Origin of the sequence: Weissella paramesenteroides (genome assembly GCF_036327715.1) — a bacterium.
In the GTDB taxonomy this organism is placed as follows: domain Bacteria; phylum Bacillota; class Bacilli; order Lactobacillales; family Lactobacillaceae; genus Weissella; species Weissella paramesenteroides.
This window is the reverse complement of sequence record NZ_CP130559.1, coordinates 1,743,252-1,762,054: the sequence shown is the minus strand read 5'-3', so window position 1 is coordinate 1,762,054 and position 18,803 is coordinate 1,743,252. Positions and strand designations below refer to the sequence as shown.

The 18,803-nt window shown below is 38.7% G+C and carries 19 protein-coding genes and 2 tRNA genes; 16 read left to right on the top strand and 5 right to left on the bottom strand.

What is annotated here, in order from left to right:
• Positions 1 to 101: 101 nt before the first annotated feature.
• The 5 genes from QRX23_RS08875 (at position 102) to QRX23_RS08855 (ending at position 5,391) form a co-directional block, all read left to right on the top strand.
• Positions 102 to 626 (top strand): GNAT family N-acetyltransferase, encoded by a 525-nt coding sequence (locus tag QRX23_RS08875; RefSeq protein WP_140836556.1) that lies wholly within the window; start codon positions 102 to 104, stop codon positions 624 to 626.
• Positions 627 to 968: 342 nt separating this feature from the next.
• Positions 969 to 1,649, top strand: coding sequence for a YjjG family noncanonical pyrimidine nucleotidase (locus tag QRX23_RS08870; protein WP_330155336.1), 681 nt, complete (start codon positions 969 to 971; stop codon positions 1,647 to 1,649).
• Positions 1,650 to 1,846: 197 nt separating this feature from the next.
• On the top strand, positions 1,847 to 3,199 hold the full coding sequence (locus tag QRX23_RS08865) for an APC family permease (protein WP_330155335.1): 1,353 nt from the start codon (positions 1,847 to 1,849) through the stop codon (positions 3,197 to 3,199).
• 261 nt (positions 3,200 to 3,460) lie between these two features.
• Entirely contained in the window at positions 3,461 to 4,156 is a 696-nt protein-coding gene (locus tag QRX23_RS08860; RefSeq protein ID WP_002828107.1) for a response regulator transcription factor, read from the top strand.
• On the top strand, positions 4,156 to 5,391 hold the full coding sequence (locus tag QRX23_RS08855) for a sensor histidine kinase (protein ID WP_330155334.1): 1,236 nt from the start codon (positions 4,156 to 4,158) through the stop codon (positions 5,389 to 5,391). The genes QRX23_RS08860 and QRX23_RS08855 overlap by 1 nt, the downstream gene beginning before the upstream one ends.
• A 67-nt stretch (positions 5,392 to 5,458) precedes the next feature.
• On the opposite strand, the gene rpiA is transcribed toward QRX23_RS08855, so the two are convergent.
• The gene (gene rpiA / locus QRX23_RS08850) at positions 5,459 to 6,160 is read right to left on the bottom strand and encodes a ribose-5-phosphate isomerase RpiA (protein WP_330155333.1); all 702 of its coding nucleotides are present in this window, start codon (positions 6,158 to 6,160) and stop codon (positions 5,459 to 5,461) included.
• A 128-nt stretch (positions 6,161 to 6,288) separates the two neighbouring features.
• On the opposite strand from rpiA, the gene mutY reads away from it, so the two are divergent.
• The 9 genes from mutY (at position 6,289) to QRX23_RS08805 (ending at position 13,914) form a co-directional block, all read left to right on the top strand.
• A complete protein-coding gene (gene mutY / locus QRX23_RS08845; RefSeq protein WP_330155332.1) occupies positions 6,289 to 7,389 on the top strand; it encodes an A/G-specific adenine glycosylase in 1,101 nt (366 codons plus the stop codon).
• Positions 7,390 to 7,576: 187 nt separating this feature from the next.
• Positions 7,577 to 8,296, top strand: coding sequence for a 16S rRNA (guanine(527)-N(7))-methyltransferase RsmG (gene rsmG / locus QRX23_RS08840; protein ID WP_002828103.1), 720 nt, complete (start codon positions 7,577 to 7,579; stop codon positions 8,294 to 8,296).
• Positions 8,297 to 8,309: 13 nt separating this feature from the next.
• Positions 8,310 to 9,080, top strand: coding sequence for a ParA family protein (locus QRX23_RS08835; protein WP_002828102.1), 771 nt, complete (start codon positions 8,310 to 8,312; stop codon positions 9,078 to 9,080).
• Positions 9,067 to 9,972, top strand: a complete 906-nt coding sequence (locus tag QRX23_RS08830; protein ID WP_330155331.1) for a ParB/RepB/Spo0J family partition protein — start codon at positions 9,067 to 9,069, stop codon at positions 9,970 to 9,972. Before QRX23_RS08835 ends, QRX23_RS08830 begins: the two co-directional genes overlap by 14 nt.
• A gap of 11 nt (positions 9,973 to 9,983) precedes the next feature.
• Positions 9,984 to 10,169, top strand: coding sequence for a DUF951 domain-containing protein (locus QRX23_RS08825; RefSeq protein WP_040760599.1), 186 nt, complete (start codon positions 9,984 to 9,986; stop codon positions 10,167 to 10,169).
• Between the two features lie 24 nt (positions 10,170 to 10,193).
• On the top strand, positions 10,194 to 11,297 hold the full coding sequence (ychF, locus tag QRX23_RS08820; RefSeq protein WP_002828099.1) for a redox-regulated ATPase YchF: 1,104 nt from the start codon (positions 10,194 to 10,196) through the stop codon (positions 11,295 to 11,297).
• A gap of 12 nt (positions 11,298 to 11,309) precedes the next feature.
• On the top strand, positions 11,310 to 12,053 hold the full coding sequence (locus QRX23_RS08815; protein ID WP_330155330.1) for a DUF1129 domain-containing protein: 744 nt from the start codon (positions 11,310 to 11,312) through the stop codon (positions 12,051 to 12,053).
• 25 nt (positions 12,054 to 12,078) lie between these two features.
• Positions 12,079 to 12,768, top strand: coding sequence for a response regulator transcription factor (locus tag QRX23_RS08810; protein WP_330155329.1), 690 nt, complete (start codon positions 12,079 to 12,081; stop codon positions 12,766 to 12,768).
• Between the two features lie 18 nt (positions 12,769 to 12,786).
• Positions 12,787 to 13,914 carry a sensor histidine kinase gene (locus QRX23_RS08805; RefSeq protein ID WP_330155328.1) on the top strand — a complete coding sequence of 376 codons (1,128 nt, stop codon included), beginning with the start codon at positions 12,787 to 12,789 and terminating at the stop codon, positions 13,912 to 13,914.
• A gap of 89 nt (positions 13,915 to 14,003) precedes the next feature.
• Here the strand turns inward: QRX23_RS08805 and QRX23_RS08800 are convergent, their stop codons facing one another.
• The gene (locus QRX23_RS08800) at positions 14,004 to 14,522 is read right to left on the bottom strand and encodes a DUF1836 domain-containing protein (RefSeq protein ID WP_050755312.1); all 519 of its coding nucleotides are present in this window, start codon (positions 14,520 to 14,522) and stop codon (positions 14,004 to 14,006) included.
• Between the two features lie 199 nt (positions 14,523 to 14,721).
• Here QRX23_RS08800 and QRX23_RS08795 point away from each other — a divergent pair, with 199 nt between their 5' ends.
• Positions 14,722 to 15,960 carry an MDR family MFS transporter gene (locus QRX23_RS08795; protein ID WP_330155327.1) on the top strand — a complete coding sequence of 413 codons (1,239 nt, stop codon included), beginning with the start codon at positions 14,722 to 14,724 and terminating at the stop codon, positions 15,958 to 15,960.
• Positions 15,961 to 16,117: 157 nt separating this feature from the next.
• Here QRX23_RS08795 and QRX23_RS08790 read toward each other — a convergent pair.
• From QRX23_RS08790 to QRX23_RS08780, 3 genes are all read right to left on the bottom strand, one after another.
• Positions 16,118 to 16,190, bottom strand: a tRNA-Gln gene (locus QRX23_RS08790).
• A 7-nt stretch (positions 16,191 to 16,197) separates the two neighbouring features.
• A tRNA-Tyr gene (locus QRX23_RS08785) sits at positions 16,198 to 16,280 on the bottom strand.
• Positions 16,281 to 16,340: 60 nt separating this feature from the next.
• On the bottom strand, positions 16,341 to 17,168 hold the full coding sequence (locus tag QRX23_RS08780; RefSeq protein ID WP_330155326.1) for a metallophosphoesterase: 828 nt from the start codon (positions 17,166 to 17,168) through the stop codon (positions 16,341 to 16,343).
• Positions 17,169 to 17,348: 180 nt separating this feature from the next.
• On the opposite strand from QRX23_RS08780, the gene QRX23_RS08775 reads away from it, so the two are divergent.
• Positions 17,349 to 18,794: a peptide MFS transporter gene (locus tag QRX23_RS08775; protein WP_002828092.1), complete on the top strand. Its 1,446-nt coding sequence runs from the start codon at positions 17,349 to 17,351 to the stop codon at positions 18,792 to 18,794.
• Positions 18,795 to 18,803: the final 9 nt, after the last annotated feature.

The following is an 18,803-nucleotide window of genomic DNA, read 5'->3' as shown; positions in this document are numbered from 1 at the left end:
GAAGCATCAAGTGACGAACTTGATGCTTTTTTTATAAATGCAGATTCATGTTATAATCATGAGGAGTTTATAATTTATGTCGATAGAATGAGGTGTTAAAAATGGAAATCATTGATGTTACGCCAAAGACTGAAGCAGACTGGGAACGTATTTATCTTGAGGCTTTTCCGGAATATGAGCAACGTCCGATTGCGGATTTAGTTGCGATGTCTGAGCAACAGAGTGGCACAAGAATGCAAGTAATTACTGATGAAGACCAAGTAATTGGTGTCTTGTATTTGTGTGAAATAGGAGTAGCGAAGGCTTTTGTATTATATTTCGCTATGGATGCAGCAATTCAAAGCAAGGGCTATGGTAGTCGTGCCTTAGCTATTTTGAAGGAACGTTATCCAGAAGGGCTGATCTTGGAGGCTGAAGAAACTGGCCAACAAGCAGAAAACGAAGAACAACGTGTTAAGCGCTATGCATTTTACATGCGGAATGGCTTCCAGGATAAGCAATTGCTTTCTGAAAATTCTGGTGGCGTTTTCCATCTATTGGCAACGACAAAAGAAGTTTCTGCAACGGAATACTTGCAAGCCATGCAGACATTGTCAATTGATGCGGTTATCCGTCGTGCACAATAAATTAGTATATTTTTAGCAAAAAGAAGTTGGAACAAAAGAATTTGTTCCAACTTCTTTTTGTTAAAAATGTATTAATTAAAAGCATGTCAGTTTGATAGCATAAACGCGTTCCAAAAGTCTGAAACCTCAATGTAACGCAATTTGCGCAATCTCTGTCCTTCGCTTTGCTACGGCCAAAAATTGCGCAAATCACGTTACACACCGGCTTCAAAACAACTTTTGTCTCGCTCTCTTTTGTGTTTATCATAATAAATTATGAAATGACTTTTATTTTTAGTGCACTTTATTTATGATAAGGAACAAAGATATTAAAAAACAGATTTTCAGTGTAAAGGAGCTAGTATGTCAAAGTATATTATTTTTGACCTCGATGATACCTTATTAGATTTTCAAAAAGGTGAAGTTGAAGGAGTGAAAAAAATTCTAAAAACGAATGGTGTTGCTGATATTCATCAAGGGTTTTCGACTTATCAAACCATTAATCAAAAAGTCTGGCAGCAGATTGAAAGTGGCGTGCCACGGCAACCATTATTGGATACCCGTTTTTCAAAAACGTTAGCTCTTTTTGACATTGATGCTAACGGGGTGAAATTAGAGGCCGAGTATCGTGAAATGTTAAATCATAATTTTTATACATTACCTGGTGCAGCAGCTTTACTAGATAGTTTGAAGCAAAATGATTTCACATTATTTGTTGGTACCAATGGGGTTAAAAAAACACAATTTGATCGTCTGGAAGGTTCCGGTTTACTGAAATATTTTGATGATTATTTTATTTCTGAAGATATTGGCTTTTCTAAACCAAGTACAGAATTCTTTTCACCAATCTTTAAAAAGTATCAGCAATTAACACGGGAAAATACATTTATGATTGGTGATCGTTTACAGTCAGATATTTTGGGAGCAAATCGTGTGGGTCTGCGAAGCATTTGGTACAATCCTAATGAAATGGATAATACATTTGACTATCAGCCGACTTATACGGCAAACAGTTATGAGCAAATTAAACAAATTTTACTATAAATAATTTGTTTTTTCTAAAGGGAGTCCCATTGTTGGGATTTTTTGGTAAAATAAGTCTTAATAAATGCATTTTATTGTGGTAAATAGGGATTATTATATGTCACTAAGCGGTTCCCTAATAGTAGGCAAGTTAGGGTAAAAACATTCGCTTCTTGGATATGATGTTTAAGGTGGTTTTGGGAAAGGTAGGATTATTTATGGCACAGAATGGGCTTAAGCCAAGTATTAGCACATTAGGAATTATTTCCTTGGGTTCCGGTGGTGTAATTGGTAGTAGTTGGATTTACACGAATAGTCAGTTTTTTCATCAATATGGCGCTGGTGGAGAAATTTTTGGCTTATTGGCGGCATCAGTACTCGCGATTTTAGTTTCACTATCATTTGCCGAATTATCAACGGTTTATCCGAAAGCCGGTGGTGAAGTTGTTTATGGATATGAAGCATTTGGAGAAAAAGGTGGTATGTTTGCCGGGTGGGCATTGCTAGGTTCATATTTGAGTGCTTTGGCATTTTACGTGACAGCATCCAGCATGTTACTTTCGCAGATTATTCCACAAATTGCTACTGGACCGGCTTATTCATTTGCTGGTATGAAGGTTCATTATACGGAATTGGCATTGGGCGTATTGATTACATTATTTATTTTCGCAATTAATTACCGCGGTGCTAGTCTAACGAGTAACGTACAAATTGTATTGTTTATCTTACTGGTTATCATTGGGGTCGTGTTGGTTGTCGTTGGTTTTAGTCATGGTAAGCCTAGCAATTTTTGGCCCGCATTCTATGATGGACAATCAAAGACACCTGAGATATTTAGATTTATCCTACCAGCCATGACGTTCCTGACAGGTTGGGAATCGATTGGTGTTATGGCTGAAGAGGTTAAAACCCCAGCTCGAAAAATTGGACGAATTGTTGTGATTGCCATTATGATTGCGGCAGCTTATTATTTATTAGTATTGTTAGCATCAGCTTGGATTCATCCTTGGCAGAGTACAGCAAAAATGGAAATGGGAACAATTGATGCCTTTAAAGCAGAAGGTTTCCCATTGTTGGGCACAGCAGCCTTTGTGATTTCGTTCTTAGGATTAGGAACAAGTTTCCTAGCATTGTTCTCAGCAGCACCACGCTTGATTTATTCACTAGCTGAACAAAAAATTTTGCCACAATATTTTGCAAAAGTACATCCAAAGTATGGTACGCCAAGCCGTGCCATTGTGATGACTCTCGTACTGGTGTTATCACTTGGCTGGTTAGGTAAGGGTGCATTGACTTACTTCCTAGACATTGGTGGTTTCTTGACTGCCTTAGCATGGGGAATCAATGCCTTTAACCTGTGTGCTATTCGGCGAAAGTACCCCGAATTAAAGGGTGGTTTCCGTAATAAACATTTGTGGCTACCAATATTGGGTGGTGTGATTGCTATTCTTATCGCGGTGGCAACGCTTATTCCTGGAACAGGTGTGTCATTAGTTTGGCCATATGAATATGTTATTTTGGGAATTTGGGTTATTATTGGCTTAATCAGTTACTTCGCTGGCCGAAAATAACGCAAGTGTTATGACAGCAAGTATGTAATCTTTAGGTACACAGTTAAGAGTTATCGATTTACCAGTTTCGTTGAATTGGTAGATTGATAACTTTTTAATATATAATTATTTCTTCTTTTGTTAAATAAATTATCCTATAATGTTAGGTAAAAACCTTAAATATTTAAGGTATGAGTAAGCTAAGGATAGGCAGTTTTTAAGGTTCAGCGTCTATATTAAAAATAACAAAACAAACACAAGTGCAAGAGGGACGGTAATATTATGGCAGAAAATACGATTAAATTATTAGTTGTCGAGGATGACTATGCATTGAATGATACGGTGAAAGAAACAATTTCTGAATTAGGTGAAGTCGTTCAAGTACATGATGGGGACGAAGGTTGGTTTGAAATTGAATCAGGTGTATATGATGCGGTCGTTTTGGATGTTATGTTACCTGGTCAAGATGGATTTACTATTTTAAAGAAGGCAAAAGAACAGTTTCCCAATTTGCCAATCCTTATGCTGACAGCCAAGGGTGAAATAGCCGACAAAATGCAGGGATTTGATTTAGGGGCGGATGAGTACATTACAAAGCCGTTTTATAAAGAAGAACTTTTGGCACGTTTGAAGACGCTATTACGTCATACAGGTGTGCTGGGACAAGATGGTGCTTTAGAAGTTGGTAATGTGCAGATCTATGTGGATCAACACAAGGTACTAGTTGATGATACAGAGGTTAGTTTACAGGGACGTGAATTTGGTCTACTAGTTTACTTGGTACAACATGTCGGACAAATTGTGACGAAGGATCAAATTTTTGATCGTCTCTGGGGATTTGATTCTGATACATCATTAACGGTTGTTGAAGTGTACATGTCAAACTTGAGAAAAAACTTACGTCAAGCGGAGGCGCAAGTTAATATCAAAACATTGCGTAATGTGGGGTACACACTAAACGCGACGACTGAGGACTAATGGCTAAAGTTAAATCAGCAGAAAAACGACGTTATCGTTTTAAAAAGTTGAGATTACCAAAGTGGCTGCAAAGAATCCGCGCTTCGTTGTCACAACAAGTTAAAATGACTATTTTAATGGTTGTTGGTTTTACATTAGTGTTCGTTTTAATTGGTAGTTTTTCAATTAGTCAGTTTCGAACAGTGATGTATGGCAACGCAGAGTCACGTGTAGACAATGCTTTTAATATTCAAGCAAATCGTTTTGATCGTCCAGTTGTCCAAACTGAAACGGCACAAATCACTGACTATGTTGACTCGTTTAAACACACATTGAACTTGCCAAAAGCAAATCGGGTTTATTTGCGTGAATATCGAGGTAGTTGGTATTTCTTTAATCGACATGGCGACGAATTAGCATATGTGGATGTCACGGCTGAACATGAATTGGTTGAGTCATACCAGACACGTTTATTCTGGATTTATGTGTTATCTGAGCTGGCCCTTCTATTGATGGGAATGGCATTGACTAGAGCTAATATGCGTCCAATTATTCGATCATGGAATCAGCAAAGAACCTTCGTCGCTGATGCAGCTCATGAATTTAAAACGCCGATGACGGTTATTCAAAATAATTTAGAACGGATGTTAGAGCATCCGAATGATACTGTTATGGACCAGGTTGAAAGTGTTGCTAATGCGTTGACTGAAGTCAGACATTTGAATCACTTAACTGGTGATTTATTGACGTTATCACAGGCCGATGCGGATATTCCAATGTTTGCATTTGAGGAAATGGACTTAGCAGAGACGGTACGTGAGGTTGGTGACATTTATGAATACAATGCCAATGAAAAGAACCAAACGCTAAAGGTTGATGTACCGAAAACGTTACCAATTATTGGCGATGCACAGCGATTGCGCCAATTACTTGTGATTCTTACGGATAATGCGCAAAAATATGCAGGTGAAGGGGCTAGTGTTACGATTACCGCAACAGCAACAAGTAGCGGTATTAAGATAACGGTTGCTGATACTGGAAAAGGTGTTTCAGAAGAAGATAAGAAGCACTTGTTTGATCGTTTCTATCGAATTGATAAGGCACGTTCTCGTTCCACAGGTGGTCATGGACTGGGATTATCGATTGCAAAGTGGGTCGTTCAAGGGCATCGTGGGACGATCGAAATCTTGGATAACAAACCACATGGGACAATTTTTAAGATTTTAATTCCTAAGAATCAAAAAGGTGCATCCTAAAATTTGGCTAATGGTCAAAAAAGGAGTTGGAACAAATTATTTTGTTTCAACTCCCTTTTTAATTAGTTTAGATTAAAGGCTTGGGGTGAGCATCAAAAACAGCAATCGTCTCATCTGCACGACCAACAATAACTTGGTCAACAATATTTAGGAACAAGCCATGTTCTACAACACCGACCATGCTAGTCAACTCACGTCCCAACTTAAAAGGATCAGGCATTTTAGTGAAATGCAAGTCAATTAAGTAATTGGCTGAGTCTGTTCGAACTGGGTTACCATTTTGGTCCAAGCGCCAAGTTGGTTGATAACCAGCATATTTCAAACGCTTAAATAGTTGATCAGCACCATAGGGGATGACTTCTACAGGAAGATAATGAGTCAATTGTGGTGCTAATTTTGTGTCATCAACAACCCAAATATTACGACGTGAATTAACGGCAACGATTTTCTCCCAAAGTAAGGCGGCCCCACCACCCTTAATTGCTGCAAAATTCTCATCAATTTGATCAGCACCGTCAATTGTCAAATCAATGTGGTCAACATCGTCAACATTATGCATGGGAATACCAAGCTTTGCCGCGGTACGACGTGTTTTATCAGAAGTAGGAATCCCCTTGATTTTCAATCCTTCTTCCGCCACACGTTTACCTAGCGCTTCAATAACAAAGGCAATGGTTGAACCTGACCCAATACCTACTACCATACCATCTTCAACGAATTCAGCTGCACGATAACCGGCTAATTTTTTAAGTGCAGTTTGATCTGCCATAAGGATAATGCCTCTTTCTTAAATTTTTTCTTGTTTCTATTATCTCTCATTAAATAGGGTTTAGGCAAATATGAAATTAGAAAATGTTACACTGGATAAATAACTTTTAAAAAAGGTGGCAAAATTTCATGATTGAGATGTGGCATGAAGAAAAAATAGAAGCATTCCGTCAGACGTTACTTGATTGGTATGATAGAGAAGGCCGTGCAGATTTACCTTGGCGTCGAGACAAGGAACCTTACCATGTTTGGGTATCAGAAATTATGTTACAACAGACCCAAGTTCAAACGGTCATTCCATATTTCGAACGATTTATGAAAAACTTTCCAACGATAAAAGACTTAGCAATGGCACCAGAACAACGATTATTAAAAACTTGGGAAGGGCTAGGTTACTATTCGCGTGTTCGAAATATGCAAAAAGCAGCGCAACAAGTAGTTAATGATTACGATGGTGTTTGGCCGAGTGATATGCAATCTCTACAAAAGTTAACGGGTATCGGTCCATATACTGCAGCAGCTATTGCTAGTATATCTTTTGATGAGCCAGTGCCGGCCATTGATGGTAATGCATTTCGTGTTTTTGCACGGCTTTTCAAAATTGATGCAGATATTGCGCAAGCAAAAACAAGAAAAATTTTCTTTGAAGTGGGCCAACAATTAATTGACCCTGAACGTCCAGGTGATTTTAATCAAGCGATAATGGATTTGGGATCATCATATATGAGTGCAAAAAATTATGATAGTGAACATTCACCGGTTAAGGAATTTAATGCGTCATATTTAGATGGGACCGAGGATTTGTATCCAGTAAAGACAAAAGCGCCTAAACCCAAACCAGTGACCTATTTTGCCATCGCTATCAGATCTTCAGTAGGTTATTTATGGGAACAACGTCCATCTGATGGATTGTTGGGGAATTTTTGGACAATGCCCTTATATGCATTAACTGATTTTATAACGGACAGTGATGCAAACTGGACCGAAGAAGAAATGATTGCAGCGACGCAAAAAAGATTGGCAACAGATTATGGTGTTGTGGCTGATTTAAAGAAAGTGGCTGGGCGACCAGTTACCCACGTATACACACATTTAAAGTGGACAGTAACTATTTTAACTGCAGAGGTGGCACCGCAGCGACTTGTTCGCGGACAATGGCGGGCAATTGAGGATATTCAAAGTGACCCACAGCCTAAAATACAAGAGAAAATATGGCAACGGTTAAGCTAAAATGTATCTAGTCATGGCGCCCTAATGAATAATTTATGACAAAAATTTCTGTTATTTAACAAATCAGGGACTAGTGTTTCACGTGAAACACTAGTCCCTGATTTTTAGATTCAACTCGGTCAATCTATTGAATAGATAGGCATTTTGCGGTATTCTTTTAGTATTGGAATCAGTTTGGAGAAAGATAATGAACCCCGAAGAATTTGCGGCGGCACTACGCGATAAAAACGTTATTTTAGACGATAAACAATTGGCACAATATCAAACGTATTATGATCGTTTGGTATCGGTTAATGAACATATGAATTTAACGGCCATTACTGATCGTGACGATGTGTATTTGAAGCATTTTTATGATTCACTAACTTTAGCATGGGCGTATCCTAAGCTACAAACTGATCAACTTCGTATGATTGATGTTGGTGCAGGAGCTGGTTTTCCATCACTGCCATTAAAGATAGCGTTTCCACAATTAAAAATTACTATCATTGATGCATTGAATAAGCGCATAAAATTTCTACAGGAGCTAGTTACCGAACTGGGTCTTGAAGACGTGACAGTTGTTCATGCGCGAGCGGAAGAATTTGGTCATAAAAAAGCGCCAAATCGTGAACAATTTGATGTAGCGACTGCTAGGGCTTTGGCTCGATTAAATGTATTGGGTGAACTGACATTACCACTGGTTAAGGTGGGTGGTGCATTACTAGCAATGAAAGGTAGTGCTGCCAGTGAAGAATTGCATGAAGCGCAGGGAGCGATTACAAAACTAGGTGGTAAGATTGGTCAAGAAGTACCAGTTAACTTACCTAATGGTGATCCTAGGACAATTATCATCATTGATAAGGTTAGTGCGACACCAAATCGTTATCCTCGCAAACCAGGAGATCCAGCACGCAAACCGTTGTAGGAAGGGGAAAATAATGGGACACATTATTGCATTAGCAAACCAAAAAGGTGGTGTTGGTAAAACAACCACAACAGTCAACTTGGCTGCTTCGTTAGCATCTTTTGGCAAAAAAGTATTAATTATTGATACCGATGCTCAAGGTAATGCAACATCGGGAACTGGTGTGCATAAATCGAATATTGAACAAGATATTTATGACGTGTTAATTAATGACGTGCCATTAGAAGATGTCATTTTACCAACCTCACATGAAGGGGTCGATATTGTACCGGCTACGATTAGGCTTGCTGGTGCAGAGTTGGAATTAGCACCTGTAATGGCACGTGAGTTGAGATTAAAGAATGCTCTAGGAGATATTCGAGAGCAGTACGACTATATTTTAATTGATAATCCACCTTCACTAGGACTAGTGACAATTAATACTTTTTCAGCTGCTGATTCAATTTTGATCCCTGTCCAAGCTGAATATTATGCATTAGAGGGGCTGGGTCAACTAATGAATAATATGAAATTAGTGAAGCGCCACTTCAATCCAGACTTAGAGGTTGAAGGGGTTCTTATGACAATGGTCGATCCTCGTACAAATTTGTCAGCTGATGTTATTGAGAATGTTCGCGAGTACTTTGGTAGTGAGGTCTATGAGACTGTGATACCACGTAATGTTCGCCTCTCTGAAGCACCATCTCGTGGTATGGCTATCATTGATTATGATCCAAAATCAAAGGGTGCTGAGGTATACACACAACTAGCAAAGGAGGTCCTAGAGTCTCATGGTGAAATCTAAGAAAACAGGATTAGGCGGCTTTGGTAAAAAAGGTGGCGGTCTAGGTGCTTTATTTGCTGATCAAGGGCTTGATGCTTCGGTATCTACTGGTGATGAAGTGCGTGAAATTGCCGTTGACAAGATGGTTGCTAATCCCTTTCAACCACGACGGGTATTCAATCAAGACAAATTACAGGAATTAGCTGAATCAATTAAGCAAAATGGTGTTTTGCAGCCAGTTATTGTACGGCATAATCCTAAGAACAGTAGCCAGTATGAGATCCTTGCTGGGGAACGTCGTTGGCGTGCTTCGCAAATTGCTAATGTAGAAACTATTCCAGCAATTGTACGTAAGTTGGATGATGATCAAATGTTGCAGGCAGCCATTTTGGAAAACTTGCAACGTGAAGATTTGACACCGCTAGAAGAAGCACAAGCATATCGTGATATGATGGATGGTCTTCATTTGACACAAGAACAAGTGGCAAAGCGTTTAGGTAAAGCACGGTCAGCGGTTGCTAATTTTTTACGTTTGTTGAACTTGCCTGATGAAGTGAAAGATTTGCTAAACGCAGGTCAGTTATCCATGGGGCAGGCACGAACATTACTGGGCTTACGTAATAAGCGACGTATTGTACCAGTTGCCAAACGTGCGATTGCCGAGGGCATGACAGTTCGTCAATTAGAACAATTAGTCAACAAATTGAATGAGCAGTCAACGGCAACCAAAAATCAACCAAGTTTGTCCCCTTATATCAAGGCATCAACGACAGCTTTAGAAAATAAGTTTGGGACTAAGGTGCATATGACCCGTAACCGTAAGGGCGGTGGGAAAATTGAAATCACTTATTTGTCGGATGAAGATCTTAATCGGATTTTCGAGACATTAGGCATAGATTTAGATGCGGAATAGTGGGGGCAGTGATGTACAACTTACATGATATTGTTGAAATGAAAAAACCGCATGCATGTGGTGTGAATGAATGGCAAATTATGCGTGTCGGTGCTGATATGAAGATTGTGTGTCAGGGATGTCAACGACAGGTTGTCATGACACGACATGATTTTGACAAAAGATTTAAACGTGTATTAAAGAGTGCACAAGATTAATGAAAAGAGAGATGGGTAAATAAAATGGCTCTTACAGCAGGAATTGTTGGCTTGCCAAACGTTGGTAAGTCAACTTTATTTAATGCAATTACTAAAGCGGGTGCAGAAATGGCGAATTATCCATTTGCAACCATTGAACCAAATGTTGGGATGGTTGAAGTACCTGATGATCGTTTGGATCGTATTCAAGAATTGATTCCAGCAGACAAGGTTGTGCCAACAACATTCGAGTTTACTGATATTGCGGGTATTGTAAAGGGTGCTTCGCAAGGTGAGGGACTTGGTAATAAATTCTTAGAAAATATTCGCCAGGTCAATGCAATCGTGCATGTTGTACGTGCGTTTGATGATGATGATATCACCCATGTTTCTGGTAAGGTCGACCCATTAGAAGACATTGAAACGATCAATACAGAGTTAGTATTGGCTGATTTAGAGTCTATTGACAAGCGTTACAGCCGGGTTGAAAAATCAGCTAAGTCAGCTAAAGATAAAGAAGCTATTGCTGAACTAGCCGTTTTAGAACAATTGAAACCAGCATTAGAAGCTGGTAAGCCTGCTCGGTCAATTGACTGGGATGAAGATGAACAAAAAATTATTCATAATTTGTTCTTGTTGACTTCAAAGCCAGTCCTGTATGTTGCTAATGTTTCAGAAGATGACATGGCTGATCCTTCAGAATCGGAATATTATCAACAAATTAAGCAATATGCAGAATCAGAGGGTGCAGATGTAATTGGTATTTCTGCCCGTGCTGAAGAAGAAATTGCTGAAATGGATGATGAAGATAAAGCAGAATTTATGGAACTACAAGGTATTTCGGAACCCGGTTTGAATCGCTTGATTCGCGCTGCTTATCATATGCTTGACCTACGTACGTTCTTCACTGCTGGGGGTAAGGAAACACGTGCTTGGACATTCCGAGCAGGTATGAAAGCGCCTCAAGTTGCGGGAGTTATTCACTCAGATTTTGAACGTGGATTCATTCGTGCTGAAACGGTGTCATTTGAAGATTTGGACAAATATGCGTCAATGAAGGCGATTAAAGAAGCTGGTCGTCGACGTTCAGAAGGAAAGGAATACGTTGTACAAGATGGTGACATCATTGAATTCTTGTTTAACGTTTAATTGGGGAAAATTATGACAGAGTCAAAGGAACAAACACAATCACAAGCGCCTAAGCCAACGCTGCCAACAGTGCAAGAACTGGCAACATCAGGATTGACCAATCGTAATCAGGAATTTATTCGTCAGATGGTAATTCTTGCTAATGGGGATGAGTCAAAGGCACAGTTGATTACAGAAGTTGGTGCAAAATTACTGACTGCTCAAAAAACAGGGGTCACAGCAAAGCAATTATATAATTCACCAGCTGAAGCAATGGGAATGAAGACTGAGGCAGAAAAGAGTGATGATAATCGCGGTTATGCAAGCTATGGCTTTTGGCCACTTGCAATTGATAATGCGATTGCCTTCTTTATGATGTTTAGTTTCATGTTTGGGCTAACGTTATTGTTTAGTGGTGTGAAATCATCATCAGCTGGTTCTGCTGGAGCAGCCGGTATTACTTCATTGGTTTTGACATCGATCTTAGGTGGTATCTTCTTCTCAGCTGTTACATTAACACTTGCACCACGTCGAGACGGCAAGCGTGTATCATTTTGGAAAAAAGCAATTGTTACAGTTGGGGCTTTTGCAATTTGGTTCTTAGCATATCTAGGCTTTGCCTTCTTGCCAGCAGTAATCAACCCATTACTACCAGGTTGGGTATATCTTGTCATTGCAGTGATTGCATTCCTAGGATTCCGCTATTGGCGTGCAAAGACAGGAATTAAGGGTGGCTTCCTTGGAGCGAATGCTCAGCCACAATCTCAAAAGAAATAGCTAAAGAAGCAGTGAGGGTAAATTAATGAAGATTTTGATTGTTGATGATGACCATGAAATTGCGGAATTGCTAGAAATCTATGTGAAAAATGAAGGCTATGAGCCAGTTATTGCTAGCGATGGTAAAGAAGCACTTACAAAAATCCGAACAAATCCTGATATTGGACTAATTATTCTAGATATCATGATGCCTGAGATGAGTGGTACAGAGGTCTTGAAAGAGGTTCGTAAAGACAACCCAGTACCAATTTTATTATTGTCAGCAAAATCAGGTGCTATGGATAAGATCCAAGGATTGATTACAGGTGCTGATGATTATGTGACCAAGCCATTTAATCCATTAGAAGTCATGGCTCGTGTTCGAGCATTATTACGTCGTGCCCAAAATGGGTTGGCACAAGCCACGCCAGAAGTATTAGATGTTGGTCCATTGACAATCAATAAGGATAGTCATGAAGTACGAACTGCTGATGGTGTTGACATTAATTTAACAGCATTAGAGTTTGGTATTTTGTACTTATTAGCATCACATCCAAATAGAGTGTTCAGTGCTGATGACATTTTTGAACGTGTCTGGCAGCAAGAATCCGTTGTTTCAGCTAAAACGGTTATGGTCCATGTGTCACATTTGCGTGATAAGTTGGAAGATGCAACTGATGGTAACCAAGTTGTGCAAACTGTTTGGGGTGTTGGTTACAAGATTGAAGTACTTTAATACAGAAAGGCAGTGGGGATGAAACTAAGAGTACTGAGTTGGCTAAAGTTAACGGTCAAAGCAGTGGTTTCCGCCCTGCTTTTTGTATGCATGGGAATTGGTATCATTCTCATGATGCAACCGCATTGGCACACAAATAATTTAGTATCAGAACTAATTAACATATCACAACGATCGCTAGCAACTGTTACGATTGTCGGAGGTATCTTATTAATTATCTGGCTGGGTCTGCTGTGGCAGTTTTATGAACGAACAAAATTAGCAGAGTTGATAATAGCAGTAAATAAATTAGTGCCACAAGTGGGTGATACAAAGAGTAAAGGGTTGGAAGTTAAACGTTGGGGCCATCGTTTGCAACCATTAGCGGAAAATATTAACGGTGTATTTGAAGCGGCGCAACAAGCGATGATGGAAGAACATGAGATTGAGCGTTCGAAAGATGAAATGGTGACGAATGTATCACATGATTTACGAACACCATTGACATCGATTTTAGGCTATTTAGGGTTAATTATTAATGATAATGGCCAACAAAAATTGCGCCGTGAGGAAATTATGAAATATGCGCAAACAGCTTTTGATAAGTCCGGTCAAATGAAATCATTGGTTGAAGATTTATTTGATTATACACAAGTTCATCAAGTCGACTTTAAACTTCATTGGGCGCCGTTAGATTTGGCAGCTATGTTACAGCAACTTGCGGTGAATTACGAGCTCGAGGCAGAACAAAAGGGTGTTGTCATTTCTGCTGTGTCAAATCCGGCTGTTATTGAAATGGTCGGTGATCCTGATCGATTAGCGCGTGTATTTATGAATTTGATCAATAATGCCTTGAAGTATGGTGAAGGGGCAACCTTTGTCCGCCTATCTGCAAAGGCAGTCACTGAAGAGAATCAAGTGGAGATTCGCGTGACGAATAATGGTGCTAAAATTCCTGATGAATCAATCAAGCGCCTATTTGACCGATTCTATCGTGTTGAAAGTTCGCGCAATACGAAAACGGGTGGTACAGGATTGGGACTTGCCATCGTCAATGGGGTTGTCAATGCTCATGGTGGTCAAGTGCGGGTTGAATCAGATGATAAACTCACTAGTTTTATTATTAATTTGCCATTAACACCGGAAGACGATGAATTACCAAATTAATATCTTTTAGCACAAAAATTAGAGGCTGAGACAACATCTGTCCCAGCCTCCTTTTTCATCTATACACATTTATGTCCCAGACGCGGTTATTACTTAGTTGTGGGAACTTCTTTTATAGGATGTTGTTGTTGCAAAGTGCTTAGAATTTTTTCAGCTTCCAGTTTGTGGAAAAGCACACTAGCAGCAGATTGCATGAGTTGCGTTTCCAATGATACGCCTTCCAGTGGTTGATTAGTTGGGTTTTTGAAAAATCCTAGTAGCGTATCAACAAATGAGTCATAAGCTTTTTTGGGATAATCATCAACGGTGATTTGATCGATTGCTGCTCGAATTTGATCCAATGAAAAGATTGGTTTTAGCAATGAAATAATCAAAATATCAGCAATTTGTAGTGTTTGGTACTTCTTCTTTACAGGTGCTAAAATCATCTTTTTTTTGACGTAGTTGTTAATCATCGTTGAAGTAACAGTAGGCATTTCAAGTGGTGCTAACACCTGATTGATATATTCAACGACTTGATCCATATAGAGGTCAAAATTTGGTAGGTCATCCCAATGTGGGAAAACGATGTCTTCAAAATTATTTTTTTTCAACGTATTTACAGTCATTAGTTGTAACCTCATATCATTGTAGATTTTACCTCAATATTATATCACACCTAGACCATGAAACTAAATGATAGTTATATCTGGTCTAAAAAAATTTACTGTTTGATAAATTAAAACTATTGAGGAAAAGGGGACAAGGGACCTGAGGTTGTGATAATATGGGTACAATTTGAGTTTTAAGTATGGGAGGGGTTTTGTTATGCAGGAATTTATGGCTTTAAATCGAAATTTAAAGCTAAGAACGTTAACCGTATTTTTAACAGTCTTACTTGGTAGTTCAATTGGCCCCAATATGACAATTTATTATGTGCAATATTTTGGTGCTTTTGTATCTGGATTTTTGTTAATGGTTGTTTCTGTGGCTGGTTTTATTGCCGGATTGTATGGCGGTCATTTATCGGATGTATGGGGACGTAAACGAACAATGTTGACCGGGTCGGCATTAATTATATCTGGCTACGCATTGGCTATGTTAATGAATGCACCATGGTTTACGAATCCATACATCACTTTTATCGGGTTTTTGATGGCATCAATTGGTTCGTCATTAGCAGACCCAGCCGAACAAGCAATGATGATTGATGCATCAACGATAAAAAATAGAAAGTTTGTCTATGCGTTGATTTATTGGATTATTAATATTGGTGTAATGTTAGGGGCAGCCATTGGTGGTTGGTTCTTCCGTGATTATCTATTTGAACTGTTGTTAGGTTCGGTTGTCGTGGGCATAATTAATGCGGCAATCATTAAGTTTGGTATGTCGGAGACGCTGAATATGGATAATGTACACGCAAACTCATCCGTTTGGAGTGCTGTCAAATCTTATGGGCAAGTGTTATCTGATAAGCGCTACGTATTGTTTATGTTTGGCTCGATTTTTGCAGTTGTTATCTATTCACAGCCAGATTTTTATTTAGCTGCTCACTTAACGCAATCTTTCCATGATTACACCTTCATGGGTATTCATTTTTATGGACAACGTATGCTGTCATTTATGCTAGTAATAAATACTGTCATGATTGTGTTGGTGATGAATTGGATCAATCGTTATACTAATCGTTGGCCGTTAATTCGAAGTTTTGCAATTGGTACATTTATTCAAGGATTTGGTTTTGCTATTTCATTTTTGTTGCGTGATTTCTGGCCATTGGTCATGATTTCGGTTGTTTTCACGTTGGGAGAAATTATTAATGTGCCATCAAGTCAGACCATGCGTGCAGACATGATGAATCCTGTGCAAATTGGTGCTTATTCTGGTGCATTCTCAGCAACTCGTCCCGTAGGTAATATTATCTCAGGATTGATGGTTTCATTATCACAGTTTACAAATGATTGGGGTATGGCAGGAATTTTAATGGTTGGGACGTTGGTTGCCATGGGCACAATTATCAAATCAGCAAAAATGCCAGCACAATTTGAAACTGAAACAATGCAGTGAAATGTCTGACAGGATGATTATCAAACTTACGTGTTTATATATAATATATTTTTAGTTAATAAAGGTTGGAACATTTTCTTTTGTTTCAACTTTTTATTTGCATTTTTAGAACAAAATAAAAAGCCAACAAGCGTAATCGCTCATTGACTCTTTGTAGCTGGGATAGCTGGATTCGAACCAGCGAATACACGGTACCAAAAACCGATGCCTTACCACTTGGCCATATCCCAATAATAATGGGGGCTATAGGATTCGAACCTATGAACCCGAAGGAATGGATTTACAGTCCACCGCGTTTGACCGGACTTCGCTAAACCCCCATATGTATGAAAAGTAATAATTAAATTATCACCTCAACGAATATATACTATACAGAATACTTATTTACTTGTCAACACTATTTGAATTATTTTGTTTAACCACGATTGGTAAAAAGTATCAGCGGTCCATTCTTGCAATTTATGGCGATTATAACCAACGCTAGGATTGTAATAAGTAATCAAATTTTTTTTGCGTGGTGGGACGGTCACGTGGATATGTCCGTAGAAAACATGTTGGACATTATTGTATTGTGCCAGTAATTCGCCTGTTTTGGTTGAACCAAGGACACCATTGACCAATGCCCAACGAGAATTATTATTCGGATAAAAAATTTCGTCGTTAATTGGTGCAAAGTGGGTAAAGAAAATAACCTGTTTGTGGTGTTTAACGGCATCATCCAATAGTAATTTCATTTGATAATGGCCTAACGCCATTCGTTCTAAATCGCTCATTGGCTGATCGATGACGCGATCATAGTAGAATCCCGAACGGAAACGTACAATGGCTGTGGGATCAATATCAGGCGTAAAACTATAATCATACCAACCGTTATGACCGATAATTCGCCAATTAGAATTAGGAATGTCAACATATTGATTATGAAGATAAAGTGGATCGAGATTGGTTTCTAATTCTGAAAATGAAATATTACGTCCCATATCATGGTTACCAGCAATAAATAATATTTTTGTTTCTGTTGCCAAAGCAGCTTGTAAATCATGAACATATTTTAATGACTTTTCGAAATCATTAAATAAATCACCAGCAATTAGGTAATAATCTGGTTGTAATTTATGAAGCGCTGTTGCTTGTTGAACAAGTATTTTTTCAACATCTTGCTTATTAACGTCAAGATGATTATCACTTGATACAATAATTTTAGTCATAGAAACTCCTTATACCACACTATCTCATAAATTGATTATAACAAAAGTGATAAAAAAATTAGTAGGAAATGATAGTAGCGCTTGTAGAAAGTTATAAATTCAAGTAGAATTTAACAAGTGACGTTTTTGTCATCATGTTCAGAGTAGAAGAACAGTTTATTTGAATGAGGAGTTTTTATCATGAAAACGGAAAAGAAATTTCTGGGACAACCCTACGGTCTAAAAACGTTATTTATGACCGAAATGTGGGAGCGTTTCAGTTACTATGGTATGAAAGCCATCTTGCTATATTACATGTGGCATTTAATTAGCACTGGTGATTTAAATATTACTAGAGCGACGGCCGCATCAATTATGGCTATTTATGCTTCAATGGTTTATTTATCAGGGGTTGTTGGTGGTTTTATTGCCGATCGAATTCTAGGACAGCGACGGACGGTGTTCTGGGGTGGTGTCCTGATTATGTTTGGTCATATTGCATTGGCACTACCATTTGGATCAACAGCAATGTTTATTTCAATGATTCTAATTGTATTAGGAACTGGGTTGCTAAAGCCAAATGTTTCTTCAATGGTTGGGTCATTATATGAAGACAGTGACAGTTCTCGAGATTCTGGATTCTCAATCTTTGTGTTCGGTATTAATTTAGGTTCATTTATTTCGCCATTGTTAGTTGGTTGGACACAAAACAGTGTTGGATTCCATGCTGGATTTTCACTAGCAGCCATTGGTATGTTCTTTGGTTTGTTGCAGTACCATTTTGGTGGCAAGCATTTACATGAAGATTCAAATTATGCACCTGATCCATTACAAGAGGAGGAAGTTAAGCCTCTAGTTATTAAGATCATTTTGGGGATTGTATTCTTTGTATTGATTGTTGTTTTGATGAACTTGATGGGTTGGAATAGTCTACAAAACTATGTTAACTTATTGACCATTGTTGCAATTATTTTGCCAATTTCATACTTTGTATTAATGACAACATCAGCCAAAGTAACAAAAGAAGAACGTTCTCGCGTATTCTCATACATTCCATTGTTCTTAGCGGCTGTATTATTCTGGGCCATTGAGGAACAAGGTTCAATTGTTTTGGCAACATTTGCTGCTGAACGTGTTGATACTTCATGGTTCCCAGCTGCCTGGTTCCAGTCATTAAATCCATTGTTCATTATGCTTTATACGCCATTCTTTGCTTGGCTATGGGTGAAATGGCAAAAGAATCAGCCTTCTTCACCAATGAAGTTTGCCATTGGACTAATGTTTGCTGGCTCTTCATTCTTATTGATGGCATTACCAGGTACGTTGTTTGGTACCTCAGGACGTGTGTCACCATTGTGGCTAGTTGGGTCATGGGCTTTAGTTATTATCGGTGAAATGTTGATTTCTCCGGTTGGACTATCAGTCACGACTAAACTTGCACCAAAGGCATTTATGTCACAAATGATGTCAATGTGGTTCCTGGCTTCATCTGCTGGATCAGCATTGAATGCACAATTAGTAACGTTATATTCACCAGACAATGAAGTTGCCTACTTTATGTGGTTTGGTTTAGCTTCAGTTGTACTAGGAATTCTATTAGTATTCTTGGTACCACGCATCAAACGTTTGATGGCTGGTGTGAAATAGTTTATATAT

Coding starts and splice junctions, on each gene's coding strand:
- QRX23_RS08875 (WP_140836556.1), top strand. CDS start 102: ATGGAAATCATTGATGTTACGCCAAAGACTGAAGCAGACTGGGAACGT.
- QRX23_RS08870 (WP_330155336.1), top strand. CDS start 969: ATGTCAAAGTATATTATTTTTGACCTCGATGATACCTTATTAGATTTT.
- QRX23_RS08865 (WP_330155335.1), top strand. CDS start 1,847: ATGGCACAGAATGGGCTTAAGCCAAGTATTAGCACATTAGGAATTATT.
- QRX23_RS08860 (WP_002828107.1), top strand. CDS start 3,461: ATGGCAGAAAATACGATTAAATTATTAGTTGTCGAGGATGACTATGCA.
- QRX23_RS08855 (WP_330155334.1), top strand. CDS start 4,156: ATGGCTAAAGTTAAATCAGCAGAAAAACGACGTTATCGTTTTAAAAAG.
- rpiA (WP_330155333.1), bottom strand. CDS start 6,160: ATGGCAGATCAAACTGCACTTAAAAAATTAGCCGGTTATCGTGCAGCT.
- mutY (WP_330155332.1), top strand. CDS start 6,289: ATGATTGAGATGTGGCATGAAGAAAAAATAGAAGCATTCCGTCAGACG.
- rsmG (WP_002828103.1), top strand. CDS start 7,577: ATGAACCCCGAAGAATTTGCGGCGGCACTACGCGATAAAAACGTTATT.
- QRX23_RS08835 (WP_002828102.1), top strand. CDS start 8,310: ATGGGACACATTATTGCATTAGCAAACCAAAAAGGTGGTGTTGGTAAA.
- QRX23_RS08830 (WP_330155331.1), top strand. CDS start 9,067: ATGGTGAAATCTAAGAAAACAGGATTAGGCGGCTTTGGTAAAAAAGGT.
- QRX23_RS08825 (WP_040760599.1), top strand. CDS start 9,984: ATGTACAACTTACATGATATTGTTGAAATGAAAAAACCGCATGCATGT.
- ychF (WP_002828099.1), top strand. CDS start 10,194: ATGGCTCTTACAGCAGGAATTGTTGGCTTGCCAAACGTTGGTAAGTCA.
- QRX23_RS08815 (WP_330155330.1), top strand. CDS start 11,310: ATGACAGAGTCAAAGGAACAAACACAATCACAAGCGCCTAAGCCAACG.
- QRX23_RS08810 (WP_330155329.1), top strand. CDS start 12,079: ATGAAGATTTTGATTGTTGATGATGACCATGAAATTGCGGAATTGCTA.
- QRX23_RS08805 (WP_330155328.1), top strand. CDS start 12,787: ATGAAACTAAGAGTACTGAGTTGGCTAAAGTTAACGGTCAAAGCAGTG.
- QRX23_RS08800 (WP_050755312.1), bottom strand. CDS start 14,522: ATGACTGTAAATACGTTGAAAAAAAATAATTTTGAAGACATCGTTTTC.
- QRX23_RS08795 (WP_330155327.1), top strand. CDS start 14,722: ATGCAGGAATTTATGGCTTTAAATCGAAATTTAAAGCTAAGAACGTTA.
- QRX23_RS08780 (WP_330155326.1), bottom strand. CDS start 17,168: ATGACTAAAATTATTGTATCAAGTGATAATCATCTTGACGTTAATAAG.
- QRX23_RS08775 (WP_002828092.1), top strand. CDS start 17,349: ATGAAAACGGAAAAGAAATTTCTGGGACAACCCTACGGTCTAAAAACG.